Raw genomic sequence first — 24,694 nt, 5'->3', positions numbered from 1 at the left:
ATGGCGGATGGTTTCGTGGCGCTGTACATCTTCATGCTCGCGGCGATCGCCGGGCATGTGATCATTTCGCGGGTCCCCGTGATCCTGCATACCCCGCTGATGTCCGGCAGCAACTTCATCCACGGGATCGTCCTGATCGGCGCCATGGTGGTGCTGGGCCACGCTGATACCCCCCTGGAGAAGGCCATCGGCTTCATCGCCGTGCTGCTGGGGGCCGGCAACGCCGCAGGCGGTTACGTAGTGACCGAGCGCATGCTCGACATGTTCAAGTCTTCCAAGAAGCCCGCCACCGGCGGCAAGGGAGAGAAGGCATGAGCATGCCCGAACTGCTGACGCTGCTGGTCAAGGCCAGCTATCTCATCGCCGCCACCCTGTTCCTGCTCGGCCTGCAGCGCATGGCCTCGCCCAAGACCGCGCGCAGCGGCATCCAGTGGGCGGGCGTGGGCATGCTCATCGCCACCACCGCCACCTTCTTCCTGCCCGGCCTGCACAACATCGCGCTGATGGCCGCCGGCATCGCCATCGGCATCGCCGTCAACTGGACCTGGGGCAAGAAGGTCGCGCTGACCGACATGCCGCAGATGGTCGCGCTGTTCAACGGCATGGGCGGCGGCTCCGCTGCGGCCATCGGTGCGGTCGAACTGTTCAAGTATTCCGCCGCAGGCCATGCGCCCAACGTCTGGACGCTGGCGCTCGCGGTGATCGGCGCGCTGATCGGCGCGGTCTCGCTCACCGGTTCCATCATCGCTTGGGCCAAGCTCGACGGCCGCATGGACAAGCGCTACACCTTCCCCGGCCAGCAGATCTTCAACGCCCTGGTCGGCATCGCCGCCATCGTGCTCGGCGCGTTGGCGCTGTACACCCTCGAAGTGCCGTACATCGTCGCGTTCTTCATCGCCGCGCTGGCGCTGGGCGTGTTGATGACCCTGCCCATCGGCGGCGCCGACATGCCGGTGGTCATCTCGCTGTACAACGCCTTCACCGGTCTCGCGGTCGCGTTCGAAGGCTATGTGCTGGGCAACGAAGCCCTGATCATCGCCGGCATGATGGTCGGCGCCGCAGGCATCCTGCTCACGCGTTTGATGGCGAAAGCGATGAACCGCTCGATCAACTCGGTGCTGTTCTCCAACTTCGGTGCTACCGGTGAAGCAGCGGCCATCGAAGGCAGCCAGAAACCCATCGACGCCAGCGACGTCGCCGCGATGATGGCCTTCGCCGAACGCGTGGTGATCGTCCCCGGCTACGGCCTCGCGGTCGCGCAGGCACAGCACAAGATCTGGGAACTCAGCCAGCGCCTGATCGAACGCGGCGTGAAAGTGAAATTCGCGATCCATCCGGTTGCCGGTCGCATGCCCGGGCATATGAATGTGCTGCTGGCCGAGGCTGGCGTGCCGTATGACCTGATCGTGGATATGGAGGACATCAACCCCGAGTTCGCCAATACCGATGTGTCGCTGGTGATCGGTGCGAATGACGTGGTGAATCCGGTTGCCAAGACCGACCCGGCCTCACCGATTTATGGGATGCCGATTCTGGATGTCGTGAATTCGAAGAACACGATAGTGATCAAGCGCGGCAAGGGCACCGGGTTTGCCGGGATCGAGAATGCGCTGTTTTATGCGGATAACACGCGGATGCTTTATGGGGATGGGGCGGAGATGGCTAGTGCGCTTGTTAGCGAGTTGAAGGCGCTCGATGGCGGGCATTGAAGTTGTAGGCCGGGTCATTGGCCCAGCCATGCCATTCATCAATAAGCTGGGTCGCTGACCCAGTCTATGGGCTAATTTTTTTCGTACCCAATGGAACAGTTCCTCACGACATTGGTCGAGACACCTGATGAAGAAGCATTGCTTGACTTCTGTCGAAGACGCACGCTTCACGGTACGCCAATGGTTTTCAATGGCAATGAGGATGCGTATTACGAGTTCCGTAAGCGAATCGCCAATAAGTTCGAGATCAACTTTCATGAAGTGTTTATTACGGGTTCGGCAAAGCTTGGCTTCAGCCCCCACAAGCGCAAACTGTTTGACTATGACTCGGATATCGACGTTGCAATCATTTCTGTCAAGCTCTACGACAGAATCATGTCTTCAATCCACGAATACCAGATGGAGCTTCGCGAGAACCGCAAGGCAGTGTCGAGCGAGGAATTAAAGAGGTACCACAAATTTCTTGAGTATGGCGCCATCGGGTGGATGCGTCCCGATCTGCTTCCGACTTCGTTTAGAGTGAATGACCTGAAGCGCGATTGGTTTGATTTTTTTGACTCGATCTCCCACGGTAAGAGTGAGGTCGGTAACTACAAGGTCACGGCTGGCGCGTTCAAGAGCTACTCTTGCCTTGAAAGTTATACGCTGAGTGGTTTGCGTTCACTCAGGACAAAATTACAAGTAGGAGCGACCAATGCCGCTACAAATCAAGCCTAGCGTGACCAATCCTACGGTCGCTGACGTTTACCAGCTCATCGACGAGGGCAAGCTTATCCTGCGGCCTGACTTTCAGAGAAAGTTTGTGTGGACGCATGAGCACCAAGAGGCGTTCATAGATACCATGTTAAACGGGCTTCCCTTCCCGGAAATATATGTGTGTGAAGGTGAAATAGACGTGCAAAAACTACGCACAACGCGTCTTGTCATCGATGGACAGCAACGACTTACGACGATACGAAACTACATTGAAGGAAGGCATGTCAATCCGCTTTTGAAGGTTCCCCCTTATCAAGGGCTAACTAATGAGCAGAAACAGAATTTTCTCAGTTACCAGATAGTCATGCGGGACCTTGGAAAAGTTGACGAAGACACAACGCGAGAGATATTTCGCCGCATAAATCTCACCAAGTTCAAACTTGACGATGTTGAGATTCATAACGCTGTATACGACGGACATTTTATCCAGGCAGCGAAGTTCATTCTTGAGAATGTTGGCCTTGAGCAGTACGGCGTGCTGAAGGAGTCTGAGTTCACGCGCATGGCGGATCTTCACTTCGTTTTGCTAGTAATGGCGACTCTTGAGAACGGCGGCTACTTTGCCCAAGACCGAGAGGTGGAGCCAAAGGTCGCGGGATTCAACGAAGAGTACGCAGGTAAAGATCACATGATTGCATTGCTCATCAAGACATTCGCTACAATACGAGATCTCGATTTGCCATATGATTCAATGTGGTTTAGGAAATCGAACTTCTTCACTCTTATTGTGGAAACGGCAAGGAATATCGAGAGACTGCCTAAAGATTTTAAGGATAAGCTCCTGAAGCTAGAGGGCGACGTGATGGCGAATCGTATGAATACAGATTCTGAGTTTTATAAGTACTACTCTTACATGTATCAAGCAACTCATGGTCGTTCTGCTCGTGTCGTTCGCGCAAATTTTTTCGAAAGATACTGTCTGTGAGATTCAGCGCGTAGGGGGGTGAGCGCAGCGATGCCCACCCGAACAGCCCGATGTCGCTTGGTTGTCTCTGAATCTGATATGTCATGATGGTGGGCATCGCTGCGCTCACCCCACCCTACGAAACTGGTTGACTCCGCTGGAACGGAAGACAGAGGTCAGAATAGACATTCCGCGCCGTGTTCCAAAAGCACGCTCTCACCCCAGTTCTAGCAAGTAGGGTGGGCTCCTGGCCCACCGCCCGTGCAACCGAACGGTCGCGATGGTGAGCCATAGACCCGTTTTGCAAAAAGCTGCGGAGGCCAGTAATCGCATGAAAAATCGTCTGCAAGAGACCGATGGTGAGCCGATCGACAAGCGACTGCCAGTCATGCCGATCTCGGCATCGGCTGGCTCGGATGGCGGTGATGGGAAGGGGCGGCCTCCGCCCGGCCTCATGCCGGCCAAAGAGCCTCTCCCTCTTACCCGCAGGGAAAAGGAATGTCTTCGTCTTGCAGGCCACGGGATGATGGCCCGTGAAATCGGGCAGTTGCTGAAGATCAGCGAGCGGACTTGCATATTCCATCTGCAGAACGCGGCGCACAAGCTCGGGGTTTACAACTTGCAGGAGGCGATTGGAGAAGCAAGAAAGACTGGGACGCCCACAAACTGATGAAAGCAGCGGTCAGAATAGACATTCGGTGCCGTATTCAAAAATCACGCTCTGACCCCCGTTCCAGTTGAGGATTTTTGATGCGCCGTAGAACTGAAATTCTGCTTTCCTGGGCTGTCAATGTTGTCGCATTGAACGGTTTATCTCTAAAGGATCTGGCTTGCATGCTCATTGGAAATGGAACTGCCATTGCTCGGCGCGCTGACGCTGCGATGCTTTATCGGCTTGCTCGAATTCAGATTCTGCTCTTGGCCGTCCTGTTCTTTTCAGCACCACTGTCAGCGCAAACATCCGACCAACCCTTGCCTTCGGCCGAGCAAGTCGATGCTTATATTGAACAGGGGATGCGGCAGCTTGAAATTCCAGGGGCTGCTGTAGCGCTTATCGCAGATGGGAAAATCACACACCTGAAAGGCTTTGGAGATATTGATGGCGCTGGAACGCCTGTATCGGCGAAAACACCATTTCAGCTTGGCTCTGTCAGTAAATCATTTGCTGCGCTCGTCGTTTTGCAGCTTGCCGAAGAAGGGCGGTTATCGCTCGACGATCCGGTATCGAAATATATCCCGTATTTTCGGGCCGATGATAAAACGGCCTCTGACAAAATCACTGTGCGTCACCTGCTCAGTCACCGTAGCGGCTTGACCACGCTTGACGGCAACAGGCATCAAGACACGACTTATCGCGGTGATGATGCGATGGAACGTGTTATCCGGGAGTTGAGGTCTGCTCATCTCTTCGCAATGCCCGGCGACAGATTCCAGTATTCCAACGCGAATTACATCGTGCTGGCTCAATTGATTGAAACGGTGGAGAAGGTTCCATATGAGAAGGTTGTAAAGGCCAGGATCTTCTCGAAGCTCGGAATGAATAATTCCTACGTGCAAATTGCCGATGCTGCAACTGCAGAGCCCGCCGTCGGACATACCCAGTGGTTTGGCCGTACATTCGAAAGAAATTTCATTGCAGGCAGGGCGATGATGGGGCCTGGTGGCATTACGGCCAGCGCTGAAGATCTGGCTGCCTATCTCATCGCTGTCTTCGAGAACGACCCCCGCATCATGCCAAAAGCACTCTCCGAAGCCTTGGCCAGGGAACGGAAGGGTGGTTATGAGTTTGGTTGGGAATTCGATACCGTCGATGAGCAGCGGGTCGTTTTTCATGGCGGTCTGAACCCGGGTTTTCTTGCCATGGTCAAGTACACGCCGGATACCCGGAAGGGCGCGCTTGTCTTGACCAATATGTCGAGCAGCCTTGAGGGGAATTTCATATACGGTGCAACGGACTATGCGTTGGGTCTTCCACCTACGGATATATCGCCGCCAAGTATCGCTTTGCTGCGGTTGTGGGGAACGTTGGGTCTGACATTTTTGTTGGCGATGGGTTGTGTGTTGTCGTTGTATGCATTGATCAAGCGTGCGCCAAAATCTCCGCGCAGATCCGTTGCAATGAAATGGCTGTGGATTGGCGTTCCGTCACTTTTTCTGTTTGGGCTGAGCTATTTTCTGGTGTTTGTCGTCCCACAGTTGAGCGGAGTCAACTTGACGGCAGTGCGTATGTTTTATCCCGACTTGGGATTGCTTTTGGCTGTATCGTCAGGAATTGCTATTTTTTGGGCTGTTGCCCGAGCTGTTTTGTTAATTGCAAAATCGGGGGCGCGGAAGACTGGGACACCCACAATTTGAAGGGTTGACGGTAAGACCAACTGGCAAAATTCAGGGCGGAACCCGCGTGGCGGATTTCGCCGAATACGAATATCGGTATGCCGGTTGTGCCGCGACCGGCCACCATTCACAGGACAATTGATGAGCGATGCCTCGCGCCCACCACCCGCGCCTGCCGGCCTGACCCGCGCGGTAGGCCGCTGGCAGATTCTGGGGCTGTCGATCAACAGTGTGGTCGGCAGCGGCGTGTACCTGTTGCCGGCGACGGCTTTCGCGCTGCTCGGCCCCTTCAGCGTGTGGGGTGTGCTGGCTGCGGGCCTGACCGTGAGCCTGCTGGTGCTGTGCTACGCCAAGGCGGCCAGTCATTTCGAACAGCAGGGCGGCAGCGCGCTGTATGCGCAGGAAGCCTTCGGGCCGTTCGCCGGGTTCCAGATCGGCTGGACCATCTGGTTGACCCGCGTAGCCACGGCCGCATCGCTGAGCAACGGATTGGCCGACGCGGTGGCGCGCTTCTGGCCGGCCGCCGGCACCGGCGTCGGTCGCACCACGATCATCGCAGGGTCGCTGCTGCTGCTCGGTGCGATCAATATCGTGGGCGTGCGCCAGGCCGCACAGCTGTCGCTGGCGCTGGTGTTCGGCAAGCTGCTGCCGTTGCTGCTGTTCGTATGCATCGGCGTGTTACACGTCGACTGGGAACTCGCCTTGGGCGGTCCCGCTGCCGGCGCAGTCGACCTTCGCAGCACCAGCGAAGCCGCACTGCTGCTGCTCTTCGCCTACGCGGGATTCGAGAACCTGTCGGTCGCCGCTGGTGAATACCAGAACCCGCGTCGCAATGTGCCGTTCGCGCTGGTGGCGATGATCGTGCTGGTCACCATCATCTATGCGGCGGTGCAGTTGGTGGCGCAGGGCACGCTGCCGGACCTGGCAACATCGTCTACGCCGCTGGCCGATGCAGCCGCCAGCTTCGGTGGTGAAGGTCTGGCGCTGCTGCTAACGGTCGGCGCGGCGCTGTCCATTCTCGGCACCAGCAACGCGACCCTCTTGTTGGGCCCGCGCTTCCTGCACACGCTGGCGGTGGGCGGTTACGGTCCGCGCGTACTGGCCCGCGTGCACCCGCGTTTCCGCACTCCGGATATCGCCATCGCCGTACAGTGCGTCGTGGCGATGGCGTTGGCGCTGAGCGGCTCGTTCGTCCAGTTGGCGCTGCTGTCGATGGTCACGCGCCTGTTGGCCTACATCACCACTTCGGCCAGCGTGCTGGTGCTGCGGAGGCGCCACGGCGATCCGCCGGGCGCGCTTCGGCTGCCGGGCGGTCCGCTGATCCCGCTCGCCGCCTTGGCGCTGTCGCTGGCCCTGCTGCTGAGCGCCCGGCCAGCGCACCTCATGGCGGTAGGCATCGCGGTGCTGATCGGCAGCGTCGTCTACCGATTCCCGCGGCGCGCGGGCTGAGTGAGGGCTTCGGAACACGGCGGTGGGTGTCCCCAGTTTCCTGCGGTGGGTGTCCCCAGTTTTCGCGCCGTCACGACGCAGCGTTTTCGGCTATCTATCCAAGCATTCTTTCGCTCGCGCCACGGCCGCAATGGCGCCTAATGTGTGTAGTACCATGCTCGGCGGGAGTTTGCGGAGCAGATGAATGGATTCGGCAGGTAGGAAACTGGTGGTCGGCTGGGTGCCGATCCTTTTATGGCTGTACGGCGGGATCGTGGTCTTTTCGGGGATCATGCGATTCGTGGTCACCGGCCAAGCCTTGATCACGGGTCAGCCGGTCGCCGACCCGGTCTTCATGGTCTATGTGCAACAGCCCTGGTTGCCGGCGATCCACATCCTGGCGGGCACGGTGTTCATGCTGCTGGGGCCGCTGCAGTTCATCCCATCGATCCGTCGCTACTGGCCGAAGACCCATCGGGTTTCGGGGCGTGTCTTCATCGTCTGCGGATTGATCGCCGCAGCGACCGGGCTGGGGGTGGAGTTCCTGTTTCCGCTGCGCGGCGGCTACGTCAAGCGTGCGGCGATGGTGCTGTTTTCGCTGGCAATGCTCGTTGCCTTGGCGCTCGCCTGGCGGGCGGCGATACGGCGCCGGATCGATCTGCATCGCGCCTGGGTGGTCCGTGCTTACGCAATCGGCCTGGCGTTATCGACGACGCGTCTGTATTTCATTCCCGCTTACCTGATGTACGGCAACCCCAGCAAGTTCGAGGCGGCGACGGTGACTTGGCTCGGGTTCTGTCTCAACTGCCTCGTGGCCGAATGGATCGTGCGGCGAACGCGGCGAATGCAGAGATCGACAAGCCCCGGCGCTGCCGAAGCGGCAGCGACGTAAAGACTGGGACGTAAAGACTGGGACATCCACAATCTGATCGTAAAGACTAAACGTAAAGACTGGGACATCCACAATCTGAAACACCGGAATGACAAGGCGATCCGTCCTCTCGGATCGCTTCGATGTTCGCGTCAAAAAAAGCGCATCGAAATTCCATCGTCCAAGAGCGATGCTCCCTGACGGGCGACAATTTCCCCCTCTAAGGTTCATCCCAAATTGGCCGCCAAGCGAATGCCCTTGAGCCAGCGTTGACCAAGGCGTTCGGCGAGTGCGATCAGATTCTGAGCAGAACCCGCAGCGCGCGCCCAACCGTTGCCGTAGGCGGCGACACGGGTCGTCCAACACGCCGGGTTGCGATCGATGATCGATACGATGGCAGGCGCGTTCTGCGCGATCCGTCCACGTTTGTCCGGTGCGAGCGTGCGGCCGGTCCAATCCAGGAGTTGTAGATAGTCCGCAGTGGACAAGTTCAGGTCTGGAGACAGGTTGCCCGCGATCGGTTTCAGCGGTCGGGTGAGCATCGCCGGGCTCGATTTCGCGATGGCGATGCGCGTAGCCACGCTGGTATGTGTGGAGGCTTCGAGACGATCCGCGATTCCTGCCCGGATCGGGTTGAGATCGACGTATGCCATGGCGGCGAGCACCGAGCGCTCGTCGCACAATGCCTGGCACTTGTAGCGGCCTTCCCAGAATCGTCCCTTGCAACCGTCCTCGCGATTCGCGCGACGTGCGATGGGTTCGACCAGGCAACGCATCAGCCATGACAGGCTCCCGAGCCGTCGCCGGATCAGGCTCAGCCGAGCCGGATCGACGAGCAGGCGCATGCGCTTGTGTTCGATGGCGGCCTCGGTGTCTTCGCGTGGCGGGAAAAGACGCACCCAGCGGCTAGCCACTTCTTCATCGCTCCATGCCGATGCTTCGGCAGGTTCGATCCTGAGCACCAGATGCAGATGATTGCTCATGACCGCATAGGCATGGATGGCGACTGCGTAACATTCGGCCACCAGATGGATGCGCGCCTCAACCCAGGCCTTGCGATGTTCGAACGAACGCCCGGAGTAGTGATCGACCCCGCACAGGAAGGCGCGGCGCACGCATCGCTGGACGCAGTGATAGGTACCGACGAGATCGGGTGGAGCGATATGGGAGCGCGGTCGGGTCATGCGGCCATCGTGCCCCGGCGAGGTGTGGCGGTATGTCGGTGATTGCGGTAAGTTCGTGTCGGGAAAGTCTGAGTTGTGGGTGTCCCTATTTTCATCTCCTTCTGAGTTGTGGGTGTCCCTATTTTCCTCTCCCTATTTTCCCTCCGGAATAAACGAGGGTTGCCATGATGTCGTCGATCCACATGCACACAAATTCTCGCGCTTGGGTTCGGGGCGCAGTCCAGCGGGCTGCCTGCGTACTCGTCATGTTGATGACGGCCACGTTCGGCTTCCGGACGCAGGCCGCGGATGACTTTGCATCCACGAAGCCGATGCAGCGCGTGGAGTATTGGCAGAAACGCGAGGCGGATATCGCCGTACATTTGCGCGATACCGAAGCGCTGTCGAAAGTGAAGCTGGTGTTTCTCGGCGATTCGATCACCGATTTCTGGCAGCTCGGCGACAACCCGTGGGTGACCGGCCAGCTGTTCGGCAAGCAGTCGTGGGACGAATCATTTACGGGTGCGCCGGCCGAGAATCTGGCGCTGAATCTCGGCATTTCCGGGGACCGCACCGAGCACGTGCTGTACCGGATCCTGCCCGCATCGGCGGGTGGATTGGGGCAACTGGATGCGCCGGAACTGCAGCCGGATGTCATCCTCGTGCTCATCGGCGTCAACAACACCTGGGCGGAAGAAACGCCGGTCGTGGACAGCGTCGTGGCGGGCATCGTCCAAGTGGTCAACGCCGTCCACGCACGCAAGCCCGATGCCCGCATCGTGCTGCAATCGCTCATCCCGACGAACGACCCGGTGAAGAATCGCGATGCGTTATTGCCGATCAATCGCCGTATCGCTGATCTTGCGACGAGCCCACAATTCTCGGCGTTCGTGTCCTATCTGGACCTCTATCCATTGTTCTCGGATGCGGCAGGCCAGCAGATCGGCGGCTACTTCGTCAACGATGGCGTCCATCCCAATCAGAGCGGCTACCGCGTCTGGCGCGACAGCCTGGTGCCGTATCTGCGTGAGCTTCGCGCGCGCCAACCCTGAATGCGTAAGGCAAGCGTGGGCTGAGCGCAGCGAACCCCACCATGAACAAACGATGTCGCTTGGCCATCTCCGTGTTTGATCTGTCGTGATGGTGGGGTTCGCTGCGCTCACCGCCACCCGGCGAAGCTGTTGATGGCTTCCAAACGATAGGACATGCGCGATGCAAGTGAAACACATCACCCCGATCCTCAACGTCTCCGATCTGGCGCAGAGCTTTGCCTGGTTCGAAAAGCTCGGCTGGAAGAAAGGCTGGGAGTGGGGCGAGCCGCCCAGCTTCGGCGGTGTGCATTCCGGGCACTTCGAGATTTTCCTGTGTCGCGACGGACAGGGTGGGCGCGGGCAGAGCGGCCGTGCCGCCACCTTCGGTCCGGAGTCCAACGAGGCCACCGAGAAAGGCGTGTGGATGTCGGTCTGGGTCGACGATGTGGACGCGGTGCATCGCGAATGTCTCGAACAGGGGATCGAGGTGACCTGGCCGCCCACCGACATGCCGTGGAATGTCCGCGAGATGCATATCCGTCATCCGGATGGGCATGTGTTCCGGATCAGTTGCGGGGTTGAGCGCGCGGACGGATGATGAAGCAAAGGCGGGCTGGTTATTCGCTTCGGTGCACTCTGGTCGCGGTAAATAGCCAATCCGATTCGAGTTTCCGCCAACAGGTGGCTGCGAATGTATCTCCGTGGAGAGTGCAGTGATTGATCGCGTGGGAAAAACCCCGGACGATATCGCGGAGGTCATGGGAGAACGCTTGGACGATCCGTCCAAACGTGCGCAAAGCAAGCCTGAAGACGATGAGGTTGCTCGCGAATTCAGATACGGCTACGGACTGCTGTGCGTCATACCGTTCGCATACGAATATGGTTTCGATTTCCTCATCCCGCCGTTGTTGCTGTGGGGCGTGATGCAGGTCGTTTCCGCTTGGAAGGTCGAGCTGCGTCTTTGGCATGGGCACCTGCCGACCACCGTCGGATGGGTGGTCGCCGGTCTCGGTTCGGCCTGGGGCTTCGCAATCCTCGTGACATAAGCCCGTAGGCGCTGCGCACGGCATTCTCTTCAAGATATCCAGGACGACCTGCCCGGCGCGATAGAATACGTCTATGGCGGGCGTGGTCTCGATGCAGTGCCCGCGAGATGTTTCGATATTCCGGGTTCTGGAGGTTTTGGATGAATGGTTCGCGTCGTATCCGTGTGCTTTCGTGGCTCGGAGCAGCAGTGCTGCTGTGCGGTTTAGCGGCAAGTCCCGCGCTGTTGGCGGGGAACGTCCTGCGCGATGCGGACCGTCAGGCGGAAGTCGCGCAGCCGCTCGTGTACCGGCCGGAGACGCCCTTCGATGCGCAGCAAGCGGCCCAGGCGATGGCGCCCGGTTCCGCGACGATCCGTGGCGTGGTGTTCCATCGGCTCGATCGGTTCGGCAATTACGCACTGCTTCCCCCGAATCCGGTCAGGACGATGGAAGGGATCGATGTCTTTCTGTATCCCGCCACGCCGCACATGGTCGAATTCATGAAGCTGCTGGACAAGCATGTCTACCGCAAGCTGAGGATGCCGATCGTTCCGCAGAACCGCAGGCCGAAGCAGGTGCTGTTCGACGATGCGGCGCTGGATTATCGAAAAGTCGTCAAGAGCGACCAGTACGGCCGCTATACCTTCTCCGATCTGAAGCCGGGCCGCTACATCGTGTATTCCGCTGCCTATGTCACCAGCAATTTCAATGTGTCGGTCCCGGTGGGCAGCTCCGAGGTCAGCTACGGCATCTACGGTACTGACAGCGTGACGCACTACGGACTGGAAGAACGCACCCGGAGGACGGACATCGAGTATCGCAACTACATCGATATCAAATCGGACGGGCAGGTCGTCGAAGTGGAATCGTTGTTCAAACCGGTGTACTGATCGGCGCGAACGCTCGACGATGATCCGCAGCACGCGCATCTGCGCTATGGTGCGCGGGTGCCCATTCCCGGCGTCGCATCGATGCCAGAAGCGTGGAGTCCCGCATGCGTGGTTTCGATTTCAGTTCCTGGCAGGCGGTGCTTTCGACGCTGTTCGGATTGGTGGTGATCACGCTGATCGGCGTGGGCATCCGGTTGATCGTGATGCAGACCATCCAGCAGCGGCGCGAGCGCGAAAACCGCCAGATCAATGAGCGATTGCGCACGCTGATCGCGGCGTACAAGGCGCTAGGCGGTTCGTTTTCCGGGGATCTTTCGGTCGATTCCACCCATCTGCGCGATCTGCGACGCCGCAGCGAATCCGCTCGTCCTGCGACCGGGGCTGCACTGACGCCTGCCGGGGCACCGACGATCTCGCTTGCGGACGCCAGTTCCGACCGCTCTCGGCGTATCCGCGATGCGGTGGAAGCGGCGTTGTCCGACATCCTGCTGCTGGGCACCGACGAACAGGTGCGCCTGGCGGCGCGGGCGGCCACCGAGATGGCCGCCGGCCGGCCGGTACACACGGCGGAGCTGGTGGTGTCGCTGCGCGATTTCATCCGGCGCGTGCTGGATCTGGACCCGGTTCCGGCGGACCTGTCGATTCCGCAGCAGGGGCCGACCCGTCCATCCGGCGCGAAAGGCAAAGGCGACGGTGGCGGTGGGCGTGAGGGTAAGGGCGAAGGCGGCGGGCGGAGTGGTGGCGGTGGCGGTGGCGGTGGCGGTGGTGGAGCTGCGGGTGCGGGCATGGGAGCCGGCGTGCTGATGGCCGGCGACAGCGATCAGGATCCGTCGCTTTGAAACCGTCGGCGCAGGCCGGTGGGCATCGCTTTCGTCACGTGAGAGCCGTCGCGGTGGAGTTGTCGTGAATCCGCATTCGTTTGAAGCCATACGTCAGCGGCCCGGGATGTACATCGGCAATACCCGGGACGGTTCGGGTTTGGCTCATATGCTGTGGGAAGTGGTCGCGAACGCGCTCGACGAGCATCTGGCGGGACATTGCGACCGCATCGCGATCGCGGTTGCCGAGGACGGCGCGATCAGCGTCGAAGACAACGGTCGGGGCATCCGTGTGGATGAGATCGACGGCGTGTCGTTCGCGGCGCGGGCGCTGACTTCGTTTCATACCGGCCCGACGTTCGATGGCCACGCGCCGCACGAGCATATCGGTACGCGCGGTGTCGGCCTGTTCGTGGTCTGCGCACTCTCTTCGTGGCTGGAATTGCAGGTCTGTCGCGATGGTCGGCGCTACGGGCAGCGCTTCGAGCGTGGGCTCGCGGTGTCGATGCTGTGCGAAAGCGGTGTGGTCGAGACGACCGGCACCCGCATCGTATTCTCCCCGGATCCGCAGATCTTTTCGAACACCGGGCTGGACACGGGGCCGGTGCTGGTGCGGCTCAGGGAAATGGCCTGTTTGTTCCCGCAACTGACGCTGGTGTTCAAGGACCGTCGCGCACATGTGTTCCACGAGCCGGATGGACTGGCGTCGTATGTCCGTGCATCCGGTGCGTTTCGTGGCGCGAAACCGCTGACGGACGCGTTCGTCTGCACATCGTCGGACGAATCGATCCTCGTTGAAGTCGCGGCGCTCTGGTGCAGGTCTCCGGGCACGTCGCTGGAAAGTTTCGCCAACGTGATGCGCACGACGGACGGCGGCACGCACGTGGATGGCATGCTGCGCGGCCTGGTATCGGGCGTGCGCCAAGCGTTGCCCGATGCGAGTCGGGGGCGGCGTCGCGCGGAGATCCAACGTGTGCTCACGTCAGGCCTGAGCGCTGTCGTTTGCGTCCGTCTCGACGATCCCGAATACGGCCGGCCAACGAAAGACCGGCTGTCGAGTCCGCACGTGGCAGCGGTGGTCGAACGCTGCATCGCGGAGCCGTTCGCGGTTTATCTGCGATCAGAACCGGTGCTGCTCATGCAACTGGCCGACGGGCTGCGGCGCGATGCGGATGAAGGCCGATGATGAAGATGTGTTTGCGTCCAGGAGCTTCGACACCATGCATGCGCAACTGACGCACTTCCTGAAAATCCGCGATTACCTGACGGACGATTTTCTCGGCGGTCCGAAAATCATCTCGCTGGCAACGGCGATCAATCTGCAGAAGGGCGCTACGCTGGTCTTCGTATTGGCGATGATGGCGATCCACGACGTATGGACGCCGACGGCGTGGACGTATCTTGGTCTGCACGGCAGCTATGGTCTGGTCTGGCTGCTGAAGGAAGCGCTTTTCCCCGATCCGGGTTGGCAGAAGAAGATCACGATCGGTGGCGCAGTCAACGCATGGCTGTTCGTGCTGGGGCCGTACTGGATCGCGCCGTGGCTGATCGTCACGCAGCGCATCGAACAACCGCCGGCAGTGCTGGGTGCGGTCATCGTGCTGTATGCATTGGGCATCGCGCTGATGGTGGGTGCCGATGCACAGAAATTCTTCGTGCTGCGCGCACGGCGCGGTTTGATCGCCGATGGTTTCTTCGCACGCACGCGCAATCCGAACTATCTCGGCGAGATGATGATCTATGCGGGTTTCGCCATCGTTGCGGGGCATTGGTTGCCGTGGGCGGTGTTGGCCTGGGTGTGGCTGGGCTTGTTCGTTCCGAACATGCTGCGCAAGGACGACAGCCTGTCGCGTTATCCGGAGTGGTCGGCTTACAAGGCGCGCACCGGGTTGTTGTTGCCGCGTATCGGGGCGGCGGGTGTCCCGCGCTGATTTTTCTGGCTGGTTTCCGAGGCTGGTTTCCGAGGCTGGTTTTCGAGGCGCGTCCTCAAAGCGGATTACCCGGACTGAATCAACGCCCCAGCCACAGCGCGATGATCACCGCGACCGCGTACCACGCCAGTTCCGCAGGCTGATTGGCCAGGCCGAACAGGGTCTGCGCGTAATCGGTGCCGAGGCGCTGCACGGAGTCCGTCAGTCCCAGTCCCATCGGGCCGCCGACCTGGACTGCGGCGATGAGCCAGTTGGCCAGCAGGATCGTCGCCAGCGTGGCGACGACGGTGATGGCCGCTCGCGGCAGCCCGGGCGCGGTGCGCACGAGCCGCAGCAGCAATGCGATGTCGGCGGCGGTCAACGCGGCGACCCACGCGCACTGACGGTCGACGATCAGCGCCAACAAGGTCCAGATGGCGCCCATGCCGCAGATACCGAGGATCGTGATCAACAGCGGCGCGACCAAGCGCGTGCGCGGTGCGGTGCGGGGCGTGGAGAGGGTGGCCATCGCGACAGGGTAGCCGAGTGCGGCGGAGGAGGCGATGGTCGACGTGCGATGCGGTCAGGTGCGAGACGATGTTCGACGCGACAGGAATGCGGCCAGTTTGTATCCGCCGACGCCAGCGAAAAAGGCGAGTACCCAGTTCCGCGACTGTGTGCCCAGCGGCAGCAGATCCGCCAGCCACAGCGGCAGCACGATCGTCGCCGTGCAGGCCAGCATCGCGAACAATGTGCCGGCCAACAGCAGCGCGGCTTGTCGTCCGTCTCTTGCCGTCGCGCGCCGCGCGAACAGCGCGAAGCAGGCACCGTAGACGGGCAGGAACGCGGCGCCGGAGATCAGGCCGCAGACGAGGGTTGGAATGAATGTGGATCCGCTCATGATTCGATTCCGCGACGGAGCGTGCGTTCGACCGCTGCGGGACCCGGGACGGGTCCCGCAGCGATCCACCGCGATCAGAACTTCGCGCGCAGGGTCACGCCGAAACTGCGATCCGGGCCGGCGATCACGGTCGGAATACCGAACAGCAGGCCGGTGTTGCCGGCATCGGTCAGATACTCCTCGTCGGCGAGGTTGTTGCCCCAGATGCCGACTTCCCAGTTCTCGTTGAAGCGCCAGCCGGCGCGCAGATTGAGCAGGCCGTAGCCGTCCTGCTCGATGCCCGGCTGGTTCTGGTCCTCGAAATACACCTGCGAGCGCCAGCTGTAGCTCGGGCGCAGATACAGGCTGTCGCCGCTGGCCAGCGGAATCGTCCAGTCGAGGCCGACCGAGACGGACTGCTTCGGCGTCATCCGGAAACGATTGCCGGCGAGCGCCTGATACGTGCCGTCGTCGTCGAAGGCGTTGAAACCGCCGTCGATGTAGGCGAAGTTGAACCAGCCGTTGACGTTGTCGCTGAAGCGATTGAACAACGAGGCCTCGAAGCCGAGCGCGTGCGCCTTGCCGGCGTTCTTGGTCACGAAGAACGGCGGTGGCGCATCGTTCTCCACCGAGGCCTGGAAGTTGTTGTAGTCGTAATAGAACAGCGACAGGTCGTAGACGAAGCGGCCGTCCGCGGCGTTGCCTTTCATGCCCAGTTCGTAGCTCCACACGATTTCCGCATCGACTTCAGCGCTGCCGAGGTCGCTGACGTTGATCATGTTCGGACGACGGCCGCGCGACACGCTGGCGTAGGTGTTGATGTCGGGGCTGAGCGCGTAGCCGAGCACCGCGCGACCGACCCAGGAGTTGTACGTATTGCTGGCGCTGAGTCGGCCGGCCGTCGCCGGGAACAGCAGGTTGTTGCAGGGTGGTGCGCCGCACGCGGGCGTGCCGCGGCCAGAGAGCAGGAAGCCGAGGCTCGATGCGTTGCCCTGGTCCGCGAAATAACCGTATTCGACCGATTCGCGCGAGCCGCGCAGGCCCATGGTCAGCGACCACTGGTCGTTGAACCGCCAGGTGCCGTCGGCGAACAGTTCGAATGCGCGGATGTCGACATCGTTGCCGAAGGTTTCGCGGTGGTCGGGATTGAGCGGAACCTGCAGGAAACCCGCCGGATTGGTCGGGGTGGGCGTCACGATGCCCGGTACCGGCAGCCATGTCGTGGTGCGCGAGGTGTTCGGCGTCGCGTTCGCGTTCAGCAGCGGGACGATCGGGAAATAATAGTTCGCCAGCGCAGAGCCGAGCAGGCCCGCGGTGTTGGTGTTGATCTGCGGCGACAGCAGCGCATACAGCTGGCGTTCGTCGGCCTGGTAGTGGAGGTCGCGGTTGGCGGTTTCGTCGAAATACGAGCCGCCGACGAAGCCGGTGAACTTGCCGCCGTTGTCGTAGTTGAAGCGCACTTCCTGGCTGAACTGGTTGCCCCAGGCGTCTTCGGTGAATTCGATCAGATCGGCCTGCGAACCGTCGGAGTCGAACTTGTCGAGACCATCGTAGCGGCGCCAGCCGGTGATGGTGGACAGCGACCAGGTGTCGTTGATCGAGAAGTCGCCGAGCACGGTGGCGCCGTAGACGTCGCGGTCGGTGCCGAGTTCTTCGCCGCGCTGCGAATTCGCGGTGTACGGATCGAGGCTGCCCTGCAGGTTCGGAATGACCTGGCTGCGGAAGGCGGTGCCCGGCGGCGTGTCCTTCTGGTAGTTGAGGATCACGTCGATGCCGCTGCTCTCGCCGATATCGACGTGCAGCGCGCCGCGCAGCGCGCGGGTGTCCTTGCCCTGCAGCGTGCCGCCGTCGAGGTTCTCGACATAGCCGTCGCGGGTTTCGTAGAACGCCGCGATGCGGCCCTGCACGTTGTCGCCCAGTTCAGTGTTGTAGGCGCCGGTGAATTTGCGCTGGTCGTGGCTGCCGACGCCCAGTTCGAAATTGCCGGAGGTGCCGGTGCGGGCCTTGTTCTGGATGAAATGCACGGCGCCGGTTTCGGCGGCGCGGCCGAACAGGGTGCCCTGCGGGCCGCGCAGCACTTCCACGCGCGCCATGTCGAACATTTCGACCGACGAGCCGCGCGAGCGGCTGATCGATACGCCGTCCTGGAACAGCGAGATGCGCGGCTCCTGGGTCGGGTCGTCGAGATCGGCGGTGATGCCGCGGATCGAGATGCTGGGGTTGCTCACGCTCTGGGTCTGCACCTCCAGGCCGGGGACCAGATTGCCGAGGTCGCTGTAGTCGCTGATGCCCTGCGCCTGCAGGAAATCCCCGGAATAGGCGCTGATCGACAGCGGTACGTCCTCGATCTGCTGCTCGCGTTTCTGCGCGGTCACGACGATGCGGTCCAGCTCGTCGGCGCCGCCCGGGGCGGTGTCCTGGGCGTGGGCGGGCAGGGCTGCGGTGCCGGCGAGGGCGAGCGCGAGTGCGGTGCACAGGCCGTTGCGGCGCAGTGCGTTGGTCGTTTGGAACATGTGACAGTCTCTCCATGAGGAGTCGAAAGATGCGACGCCGGACCTCCCCCGACCCGGCGCCGCCGGGCCAACCCGGCGAACCCGGCCTTTATAGCGCACAGACATGTCCACAAGTCAGTCCGGTAGAATGGGCGTACCCCAAGCGCCTGAATCCGCGACTTTTTCGCCGCGCCCCGAACCCACGTGTATTCCCGCAGCAGTGAACCCGTCCGTTTCGAACGCGATTGCGCCGCCGTGCTGGTGCCGGCGGGCGATGTCGTCACCCTGCCGGCCGGAAGCGTCGGCTACATCACCCAGGCGCTGGGCGGCAGCTGGACGGTCTTCGTCGAAGGCAATCTGATGCGGATCGCCGGGCAGGACGCCGACGCCATCGGCAAGGAGCCGCCCCCGCCGATCGAGTTGCCCGAGGGCGCCAGCGACGAGGAAGTGGAGAAGCTGGTCTGGACCCAACTGCGCACCTGTTTCGACCCGGAAATACCGATCAACATCGTCGACCTGGGCCTGGTCTACGACGCCACCGTGGCTCGCGGCGACGACGGCCAGCGCCGGATCGAAGTGCGCATGACCCTCACCGCCCCGGCCTGCGGCATGGGCGAGATCCTCGTCGACGACGTGCGCGGCAAGCTCGAAATGATCCCGACCGTGACCGAGGCCGATGTCGAGCTGGTGTTCGACCCGCCGTGGAGCCGCAGCATGATGTCCGAGGTCGCCCGGCTCGAAACCGGGATGTTCTGACCCTGGGGTAGCGACGGCCGGCAGGCGCGCCGGGTCGTGCCCGGGGCGTCGATTGTCATCAACAAGGCGTTCCATCTGCTGGCGACCACGCCGGGCGGGCACACGCCGGGTTGGAACACGCCGGGTTGGAACACGCCGGGTTGGAACACGCAGAAGGCGCTCCATCTGTTGTGGAAGATCAAACCGCCGAGCCCGACGATCGGCATCGCCGCGTGCAACGTGGCGTCGAAGGACCACCTCGTTTCCGCTCCCGCGTCGATCAGTGGTTATGCGATCGGTCTGCGTGGATTCTGTTGTCGCTCATGCGGTTCCAGCGTTGATGGCACGATGACCGCATCCCGTCCGCCGATCTCGGACGGGATGCGTATCCGTGTGCAGGTTCATGGCGGTTCGGCGCACGGAGGTGCTGCACGACAGCAATGCATGCGGCGATGCACGCGATCGTCGCAGCGGTATTTGTGAGGTGCGTCGCACCTTCTTCGGAAAGACATCATTTTCTTGACGGTCTGTCGCGCCCTGTGCGACGTCTGCGCATCACCTTGTGATGGTCGTTGACGCGACGTACTTGTTCCGTTTAGGGTCTTGTGGTCATCACGTCGGGGCATGTTCGCCGGATGACATCGTCTTCTCACGTGCACATCTTCCGCATCCACCCATCTGTCGCGGCGATGAGCGTTTCGTGCGTCGACCTACTACAGGGAAAAAGCCGCGACTGCGGCATTTCAATCACTTCTATGGAGAGAGCTACAGTGAATCGATATCAGCATCTGAACGTACTGGCCGTCGCGACCGCGCTGGCCCTGGTGTCCGCCGGCGCTTCGGCGGCAGGTCGTGCCGACCTGCACCGCGAAGACGTGGCCAAGATCAGCCAGAACAATGTCGCCATCGCCAAGGCCGGCGTCGCGGGCATGGTCCACTCCCGTCACGAACAAGCGCTCGGCCTGGACGCCGATTCGCGCCTGTTCCTGCTCGATCGCAAGACCAGCCTGGACGTGCGCAACCACCGCTACCAGCAGACCTTCCGTGGCCTGCCGATCTTCGGCGAACACGTCGTCGTCAATGAAGACGCCAACGGCAACATCAGCACCCTGTTCGGCCGCAAGGTCACCGGCCTGGCCAGCGAAATTCCGGCCGGCAAACCGCGCCTGAGCAGGAACAGCGCGCTGGCCATCGGCAAGGCCGCGGGTCTGGGCAACCGCCTGGGCTTCATGCGCACCTCCGCCGAAAAGTCGGATCTGATGATCCACATCGACGACAACGGCCGCGCCCGCAAGGCGTACGTCGTGTCGTACTTCGCCGATACCCGCAACGGCGGCGCGCCGACCCGTCCGACCGTCATCATCGACGCCGAGAACGGCCGCATCCTGCAGCAGTTCGACAACCTGCAGCACGCCCTCGTCGGCACCGGCCCCGGCGGCAACGCCAAGACCGGCCAGTACGAATACGGCACCAACTACGGCTATCTGGACGTGACCCAGTCGGGCACCACGTGCACGATGAACAACACCAACGTGAAGACCGTGAACCTCAACCACGGCACCAGCGGCACGACCGCGTTCTCGTACACCTGCCCGCGCAACACGGTGAAGGTCATCAACGGCGCGTTCTCGCCGCTGAACGATGCGCATTACTTCGGCAAGGTCATCTTCAACATGTACCAGGCGTACATGGGCCAGGCGCCGCTGACCTTCCAGCTGACGATGAAGGTGCATTACAGCAACAGCTACGAGAATGCGTTCTGGGACGGCTCGTCGATGACCTTCGGCGACGGCGCCAGCACGTTCTATCCGCTGGTGAGCCTGGACGTGGCCGCGCACGAAGTCTCGCACGGCTACACCTCGCAGAACTCGAACCTGACCTACTCGGGCCAGTCGGGTGGCATCAACGAAGCGTTCTCCGACATCGCCGGCGAAGCGGCCGAGTACTACATGAAGGGCACGAACGACTTCCTGGTCGGCGCGCAGATCTTCAAGGCCGCCGGTGCGCTGCGTTACATGGCGAATCCGCCGCAGGACGGCCGTTCGATCGGTCACACCTCGAACTACACCGCCGGCATGGACGTGCATTACTCGTCGGGCGTGTACAACAAGGCGTTCTACCTGCTGGCGACCAAGCCGGGCTGGAACACGCAGAAGGCGTTCCAGGTGTTCGCGCGTGCGAACGATCTGTACTGGACCGCCAGCACCGACTTCAACCAGGGCGTGTGCGGCGTGCAGACGGCAGCCACCAACCTCGGCTACACCGTGGCCGACGTGACCTCCGCCTTCACGGCGGTCGGCGCGACCTGCGGCGGTGGCGGCGGTACGGGCACGGTCGTGCTCAACGTCAATCTGCCGGCGGCGACTGCGGGCAACGTGACGGGGAACTACACCGTGACCATTCCGGCGGGCACCACCCAGCTGGTGGTTGCGACGTCCGGCGGTACCGGCGATGCGGACCTGTATGTCCGTCTCGGCGCGGCTCCGACCACGACGCTCTACACCTGCCGTCCGTACACCGGCGGCAATGCGGAAACCTGCACCTTCGCCAACCCGACGGCGGGCAGCGTGTACTACATCAACGTGCGCGCATATTCCGCCTATTCGGGCGTGAATCTGAAAGCCACGCGGACGCCGTAAGGCGCCGCACCCGGCTGCCGCTCTTGGCGGCAGTCGGGTGATGGTTCGTCGCATGTGGTTGTTCCATCCGAGAGTCCCGGCCTGGCCGGGACTCTTTTTTTGCGCTGCGTGGGTCGGAGCGCGCGGAGGTGGATGTCACGACGATGGGCCGGGCACCGCTGGCGTGTCCGCGCTGAGCCCTGCACGGGATGCTGGCGCCGCGAAGCGGGCAAGCGAAATCGGCGCAAGCGCATGCTGCGGCGCAATAGAAATCGTATGCAGCGAGACGACAGCGGTTTCAGACCGTGAAGCCGGTCTCAGCTTTGGCCATGGGAATCACGTTTTCTTTGACAGCCTGTCGTCTTCCAGACGACGGCGTACGGATGGCGAGGGTCAACAGTTGACGCAGCACGTCAGTTCCGCTTAGGGTCGGTTCAGTCACTCAACAGGGGGATCTGAGAGTGACGCCGTTTGGCATGCCTTGGCTCTGACAGACGCCTTCAGGTGCGTTGGAGTGGAGTTTTGCGTGTCAGCGGATGCGGGGGCAACTGCCAAAGCAGTCTTTCAATCCATCACATGCGTCAGGGAGAGAGTGAGTGAATCGATACCGCAATCTGAATGTTCTGGCCGCCGCGACCGCGCTGGCCCTGTTCGCCAACGGTGCTTCGGCTGCCGGTCGCGCCGACCTCCATCGCGAGGACATGGCCCGGGTCAAGCAAAGCAATGCCGCCATCGCCGCGTCCGGTGCTGTGGCCATGGCACACAGCCGCCATGAACAAGCGCTCGGCCTGGACGCCGATTCGCGCCTGTTCCTGCTCGATCGCAAGACCAGCCAGGGCGTGCGCAACCACCGCTACCAGCAGACTTTCCGTGGCCTGCCGATCTTCGGCGAGCACGTCATCGTCAATGAAGACGAAAGCGGCAATGTCCGCACCCTGTTCGGCCGCAAGGTCACCGGCCTGGCCAGCGAAATCACTGCCGGCCGCCCGCGCCTGAGCAGCAACAGCGCGCTGGCCATCGGCAAGAGCGCCGGCCTCGGCAATCGCATCGGTTTCATGCGTACCGCTGCCGAGAAATCGCAGCTGATGATCCACATCGACGACAACGGCAACGCGCGCAAGGCGTACGTGGTGTCGTATTTCGCCGATACGCGCAACGGCGGCGCGCCGATGCGGCCGTTGGTGATCGTCGATGCCGAAAACGGCCGCGTGCTGAAGCAGTGGAACAACCTGCAGCATGCGCTGGTCGGCACCGGCCCCGGCGGCAACGCCAAGACCGGCCAGTACGAATACGGCACCAACTTCGGCTTCATGGACGTGACCCAGTCGGGCACCACGTGCACCATGAACAACACCAACGTGAAGACGGTGAACCTCAACGGCGCCACCACCGGCACGACCGCGTTCTCGTACACCTGCCCGCGCAACACGGTGAAGGTGATCAACGGTGCGTTCTCGCCGCTGAACGACGCGCACTTTTTCGGCGGCGTGATCTTCAACATGTACCAGGCGTACATGAGCCAGGCCCCGCTGACGTTCCAGCTGACGATGCGCGTGCACTACAGCACGAACTACGAAAATGCATTCTGGGACGGCTCGGCGATGACCTTCGGCGACGGCGCGACCACGTTCTATCCGCTGGTCAGCCTCGATGTGGCCGCGCACGAAGTCTCGCACGGTTACACAGAGCAGAATTCCGGGCTGATCTATTCCGGCCAGTCGGGCGGCATCAACGAAGCGTTCTCGGACATCGCGGGTGAAGCGGCCGAGTACTACAACAACGGTACGAACGACTTCCTGGTCGGCGCGCAGATCTTCAAGGGCACCGGCGCGCTGCGCTACATGGCCAACCCGCCGCAGGACGGTTCGTCCATCGGCAATGCGGCCGATTACTACGCCGGCATCGACGTGCATTACTCGTCGGGCGTCTACAACAAGGCGTTCTACACGCTGGCCACCACGGCCGGTTGGAACACGCAGAAAGCGTTCCAGGTGTTCGCCCGCGCGAACGACCTGTACTGGACCGCCAGCACCGACTTCAACCAGGGCGCCTGCGGTGTCGAAACCGCCGCCCTCGACCTGGGCTACACCAAGGCTGACGTCACCTCCGCGTTCACGGCGGTCGGCGTCGCCTGCGGTGCCGCGCCGCCGCCGCCGCCGCCGCCGGTCGCACTGACCAATGGCGTGCCGGAGACCGGCATTTCCGCTGCGACCGGTGCCTACCGGAACTTCACGCTGGTGGTACCCGCTGGCGCGACCAACCTGTCGTTCACCACCTCCGGCGGCACCGGCGATTCCGACATGTACGTGAAGTTCGGCGCTGCGCCGACCGACACCGTCTACGACTGCCGTCCGTATACCGGCGGCAATGCCGAAACCTGCACCTTCGCAGCGCCGTCGGCAGGTACGTACTACGTCGCGCTGAAGGGCTACTCGGCGTTCTCCGGCGTCAGTCTGGTCGGCAGCTACACCGGAGCGGGCAGCAACACCGCCCCGACGGCGAACTTCACGTTCACCACCAATGGCCTGACCGCGACCTTCACCGACACCTCGACGGATGCGCAGAACAACATCACCAGCCGCAGCTGGAACTTCGGTGATGGCACCACTTCGACCGCGACCAACCCGACCAAGACCTACACGGCCGCCGGCACCTACACGGTGACGGAGACGGTGACGGACGCGGGCGGCCTGAGCAGCACCAAGACCGCTTCGGTCGCGGTGTCCAGCACGAGCTGCGGTGGCCTGGTGCTCTGCAACGGCGTCGCGGTGGCGCTGCCGTCGGTGGCCAAGAATGCCTGGTCGTCGACGTACACCATCGTGGTTCCGGCCGGCAAGACCAGTGCGGTGTTCACCATCTCCGGCGGTACCGGCGATGCGGACATGTACGTGCGGATCGGCAGCGCGCCGACCACCACGGCGTACAACTGCCGCCCGTACTCCGGTGGCAATACCGAGACCTGCACCTTCAATGCGCCGGCTGCAGGCACGTACTACGTGCGTGTCCGTGGTTACGCCGCATTCTCGGGCGTCAGCCTGAAGGCGACGATCTCGCCGTAACGGATCGGCGCCCCCGGTCCTTCGGGGCAGGGGGCGCCGGTGTTTTTCGATACACCGCCTGTTCGACGCGA

22 protein-coding genes and 1 pseudogene are annotated in these 24,694 nt (G+C 61.9%); 19 read left to right on the top strand and 4 right to left on the bottom strand.

The window, feature by feature from the left end:
- The 8 genes from HOP03_02380 (at position 1) to HOP03_02345 (ending at position 8,023) form a co-directional block, all read left to right on the top strand.
- Positions 1 to 315 (top strand): NAD(P) transhydrogenase subunit alpha, encoded by a 315-nt coding sequence (locus HOP03_02380; protein ID NOT87009.1) that lies wholly within the window; start codon positions 1 to 3, stop codon positions 313 to 315.
- Positions 312 to 1,709, top strand: a complete 1,398-nt coding sequence (locus HOP03_02375) for an NAD(P)(+) transhydrogenase (Re/Si-specific) subunit beta (GenBank protein ID NOT87008.1) — start codon at positions 312 to 314, stop codon at positions 1,707 to 1,709. The genes HOP03_02380 and HOP03_02375 overlap by 4 nt, the downstream gene beginning before the upstream one ends.
- 90 nt (positions 1,710 to 1,799) lie before the next feature.
- Positions 1,800 to 2,426 carry a hypothetical protein gene (locus HOP03_02370; GenBank protein NOT87007.1) on the top strand — a complete coding sequence of 209 codons (627 nt, stop codon included), beginning with the start codon at positions 1,800 to 1,802 and terminating at the stop codon, positions 2,424 to 2,426.
- Positions 2,404 to 3,390, top strand: coding sequence for a DUF262 domain-containing protein (locus HOP03_02365; GenBank protein ID NOT87006.1), 987 nt, complete (start codon positions 2,404 to 2,406; stop codon positions 3,388 to 3,390). Before HOP03_02370 ends, HOP03_02365 begins: the two co-directional genes overlap by 23 nt.
- 433 nt (positions 3,391 to 3,823) lie before the next feature.
- A complete protein-coding gene (locus HOP03_02360) occupies positions 3,824 to 4,039 on the top strand; it encodes a helix-turn-helix transcriptional regulator (protein ID NOT87005.1) in 216 nt (71 codons plus the stop codon).
- Between the two features lie 80 nt (positions 4,040 to 4,119).
- The gene (locus tag HOP03_02355) at positions 4,120 to 5,724 is read left to right on the top strand and encodes a beta-lactamase family protein (protein ID NOT87004.1); all 1,605 of its coding nucleotides are present in this window, start codon (positions 4,120 to 4,122) and stop codon (positions 5,722 to 5,724) included.
- Between the two features lie 120 nt (positions 5,725 to 5,844).
- Positions 5,845 to 7,152 (top strand): amino acid permease, encoded by a 1,308-nt coding sequence (locus HOP03_02350; protein ID NOT87003.1) that lies wholly within the window; start codon positions 5,845 to 5,847, stop codon positions 7,150 to 7,152.
- A gap of 184 nt (positions 7,153 to 7,336) precedes the next feature.
- Positions 7,337 to 8,023 carry a DUF2306 domain-containing protein gene (locus HOP03_02345; protein ID NOT87002.1) on the top strand — a complete coding sequence of 229 codons (687 nt, stop codon included), beginning with the start codon at positions 7,337 to 7,339 and terminating at the stop codon, positions 8,021 to 8,023.
- A gap of 206 nt (positions 8,024 to 8,229) precedes the next feature.
- Here HOP03_02345 and HOP03_02340 read toward each other — a convergent pair whose 3' ends face one another.
- Positions 8,230 to 9,186 carry a transposase gene (locus tag HOP03_02340; GenBank protein NOT87001.1) on the bottom strand — a complete coding sequence of 319 codons (957 nt, stop codon included), beginning with the start codon at positions 9,184 to 9,186 and terminating at the stop codon, positions 8,230 to 8,232.
- A gap of 251 nt (positions 9,187 to 9,437) precedes the next feature.
- Here HOP03_02340 and HOP03_02335 point away from each other — a divergent pair, with 251 nt between their 5' ends.
- The 7 genes from HOP03_02335 to HOP03_02305 all read left to right on the top strand — a co-directional run bounded on the left by HOP03_02335 (position 9,438) and on the right by HOP03_02305 (position 14,860).
- The gene (locus HOP03_02335) at positions 9,438 to 10,217 is read left to right on the top strand and encodes a hypothetical protein (protein ID NOT87000.1); all 780 of its coding nucleotides are present in this window, start codon (positions 9,438 to 9,440) and stop codon (positions 10,215 to 10,217) included.
- A gap of 160 nt (positions 10,218 to 10,377) precedes the next feature.
- Positions 10,378 to 10,794, top strand: coding sequence for a bleomycin resistance family protein (locus HOP03_02330; GenBank protein ID NOT86999.1), 417 nt, complete (start codon positions 10,378 to 10,380; stop codon positions 10,792 to 10,794).
- Between the two features lie 115 nt (positions 10,795 to 10,909).
- Complete coding sequence (locus HOP03_02325) at positions 10,910 to 11,242, top strand: hypothetical protein (protein ID NOT86998.1); 333 nt, start codon at positions 10,910 to 10,912, stop codon at positions 11,240 to 11,242.
- Positions 11,243 to 11,382: 140 nt separating this feature from the next.
- Positions 11,383 to 12,111 (top strand): hypothetical protein, encoded by a 729-nt coding sequence (locus HOP03_02320; protein ID NOT86997.1) that lies wholly within the window; start codon positions 11,383 to 11,385, stop codon positions 12,109 to 12,111.
- Positions 12,112 to 12,215: 104 nt separating this feature from the next.
- Positions 12,216 to 12,950 carry a hypothetical protein gene (locus HOP03_02315; protein NOT86996.1) on the top strand — a complete coding sequence of 245 codons (735 nt, stop codon included), beginning with the start codon at positions 12,216 to 12,218 and terminating at the stop codon, positions 12,948 to 12,950.
- A gap of 139 nt (positions 12,951 to 13,089) precedes the next feature.
- Positions 13,090 to 14,115, top strand: coding sequence for a hypothetical protein (locus tag HOP03_02310; GenBank protein NOT86995.1), 1,026 nt, complete (start codon positions 13,090 to 13,092; stop codon positions 14,113 to 14,115).
- Positions 14,116 to 14,149: 34 nt separating this feature from the next.
- Positions 14,150 to 14,860 (top strand): DUF1295 domain-containing protein, encoded by a 711-nt coding sequence (locus HOP03_02305; GenBank protein NOT86994.1) that lies wholly within the window; start codon positions 14,150 to 14,152, stop codon positions 14,858 to 14,860.
- Positions 14,861 to 14,939: 79 nt separating this feature from the next.
- Here HOP03_02305 and HOP03_02300 read toward each other — a convergent pair whose 3' ends face one another.
- The 3 genes from HOP03_02300 to HOP03_02290 all read right to left on the bottom strand — a co-directional run bounded on the left by HOP03_02300 (position 14,940) and on the right by HOP03_02290 (position 18,232).
- Complete coding sequence (locus tag HOP03_02300; GenBank protein NOT86993.1) at positions 14,940 to 15,368, bottom strand: hypothetical protein; 429 nt, start codon at positions 15,366 to 15,368, stop codon at positions 14,940 to 14,942.
- A 54-nt stretch (positions 15,369 to 15,422) separates the two neighbouring features.
- Positions 15,423 to 15,740 (bottom strand): hypothetical protein, encoded by a 318-nt coding sequence (locus tag HOP03_02295; GenBank protein NOT86992.1) that lies wholly within the window; start codon positions 15,738 to 15,740, stop codon positions 15,423 to 15,425.
- A gap of 74 nt (positions 15,741 to 15,814) precedes the next feature.
- Positions 15,815 to 18,232, bottom strand: a complete 2,418-nt coding sequence (locus HOP03_02290) for a TonB-dependent receptor (protein ID NOT86991.1) — start codon at positions 18,230 to 18,232, stop codon at positions 15,815 to 15,817.
- Between the two features lie 183 nt (positions 18,233 to 18,415).
- Here HOP03_02290 and sufT point away from each other — a divergent pair, with 183 nt between their 5' ends.
- From sufT to HOP03_02270, 4 genes and pseudogenes are all read left to right on the top strand, one after another.
- Entirely contained in the window at positions 18,416 to 18,967 is a 552-nt protein-coding gene (gene sufT / locus HOP03_02285; GenBank protein NOT86990.1) for a putative Fe-S cluster assembly protein SufT, read from the top strand.
- A 734-nt stretch (positions 18,968 to 19,701) separates the two neighbouring features.
- On the top strand, positions 19,702 to 21,585 hold the full coding sequence (locus tag HOP03_02280; protein NOT86989.1) for a hypothetical protein: 1,884 nt from the start codon (positions 19,702 to 19,704) through the stop codon (positions 21,583 to 21,585).
- Positions 21,586 to 22,265: 680 nt separating this feature from the next.
- Positions 22,266 to 23,708: pseudogene (locus tag HOP03_02275) on the top strand (peptidase M4 family protein).
- Between the two features lie 516 nt (positions 23,709 to 24,224).
- The gene (locus tag HOP03_02270; GenBank protein ID NOT86988.1) at positions 24,225 to 24,623 is read left to right on the top strand and encodes a hypothetical protein; all 399 of its coding nucleotides are present in this window, start codon (positions 24,225 to 24,227) and stop codon (positions 24,621 to 24,623) included.
- The last annotated feature ends 71 nt before the right edge of the window (positions 24,624 to 24,694 follow it).

The organism is Lysobacter sp. (genome assembly GCA_013141175.1).
Taxonomy (GTDB): domain Bacteria; phylum Pseudomonadota; class Gammaproteobacteria; order Xanthomonadales; family Xanthomonadaceae; genus Lysobacter_I.
The sequence above is the reverse complement of the archived record's forward strand: the minus strand, read 5'-3'. Positions and strand labels throughout refer to the sequence as shown.

Bases quoted from the DNA above. Each gene is read 5' to 3' on its own strand.
- HOP03_02295 (NOT86992.1), bottom strand. From the start codon at position 15,740: ATGAGCGGATCCACATTCATTCCAACCCTCGTCTGCGGCCTGATCTCC.
- HOP03_02300 (NOT86993.1), bottom strand. From the start codon at position 15,368: ATGGCCACCCTCTCCACGCCCCGCACCGCACCGCGCACGCGCTTGGTC.
- HOP03_02335 (NOT87000.1), top strand. From the start codon at position 9,438: ATGACGGCCACGTTCGGCTTCCGGACGCAGGCCGCGGATGACTTTGCA.
- HOP03_02375 (NOT87008.1), top strand. From the start codon at position 312: ATGAGCATGCCCGAACTGCTGACGCTGCTGGTCAAGGCCAGCTATCTC.
- HOP03_02380 (NOT87009.1), top strand. From the start codon at position 1: ATGGCGGATGGTTTCGTGGCGCTGTACATCTTCATGCTCGCGGCGATC.
- HOP03_02305 (NOT86994.1), top strand. From the start codon at position 14,150: ATGCATGCGCAACTGACGCACTTCCTGAAAATCCGCGATTACCTGACG.
- HOP03_02340 (NOT87001.1), bottom strand. From the start codon at position 9,186: ATGACCCGACCGCGCTCCCATATCGCTCCACCCGATCTCGTCGGTACC.
- HOP03_02330 (NOT86999.1), top strand. From the start codon at position 10,378: ATGCAAGTGAAACACATCACCCCGATCCTCAACGTCTCCGATCTGGCG.
- HOP03_02360 (NOT87005.1), top strand. From the start codon at position 3,824: ATGCCGGCCAAAGAGCCTCTCCCTCTTACCCGCAGGGAAAAGGAATGT.
- HOP03_02345 (NOT87002.1), top strand. From the start codon at position 7,337: ATGGATTCGGCAGGTAGGAAACTGGTGGTCGGCTGGGTGCCGATCCTT.
- HOP03_02350 (NOT87003.1), top strand. From the start codon at position 5,845: ATGAGCGATGCCTCGCGCCCACCACCCGCGCCTGCCGGCCTGACCCGC.
- HOP03_02315 (NOT86996.1), top strand. From the start codon at position 12,216: ATGCGTGGTTTCGATTTCAGTTCCTGGCAGGCGGTGCTTTCGACGCTG.
- HOP03_02355 (NOT87004.1), top strand. From the start codon at position 4,120: ATGCGCCGTAGAACTGAAATTCTGCTTTCCTGGGCTGTCAATGTTGTC.
- HOP03_02290 (NOT86991.1), bottom strand. From the start codon at position 18,232: ATGTTCCAAACGACCAACGCACTGCGCCGCAACGGCCTGTGCACCGCA.
- HOP03_02280 (NOT86989.1), top strand. From the start codon at position 19,702: ATGGAGAGAGCTACAGTGAATCGATATCAGCATCTGAACGTACTGGCC.
- HOP03_02365 (NOT87006.1), top strand. From the start codon at position 2,404: ATGCCGCTACAAATCAAGCCTAGCGTGACCAATCCTACGGTCGCTGAC.
- HOP03_02320 (NOT86997.1), top strand. From the start codon at position 11,383: ATGAATGGTTCGCGTCGTATCCGTGTGCTTTCGTGGCTCGGAGCAGCA.
- HOP03_02370 (NOT87007.1), top strand. From the start codon at position 1,800: ATGGAACAGTTCCTCACGACATTGGTCGAGACACCTGATGAAGAAGCA.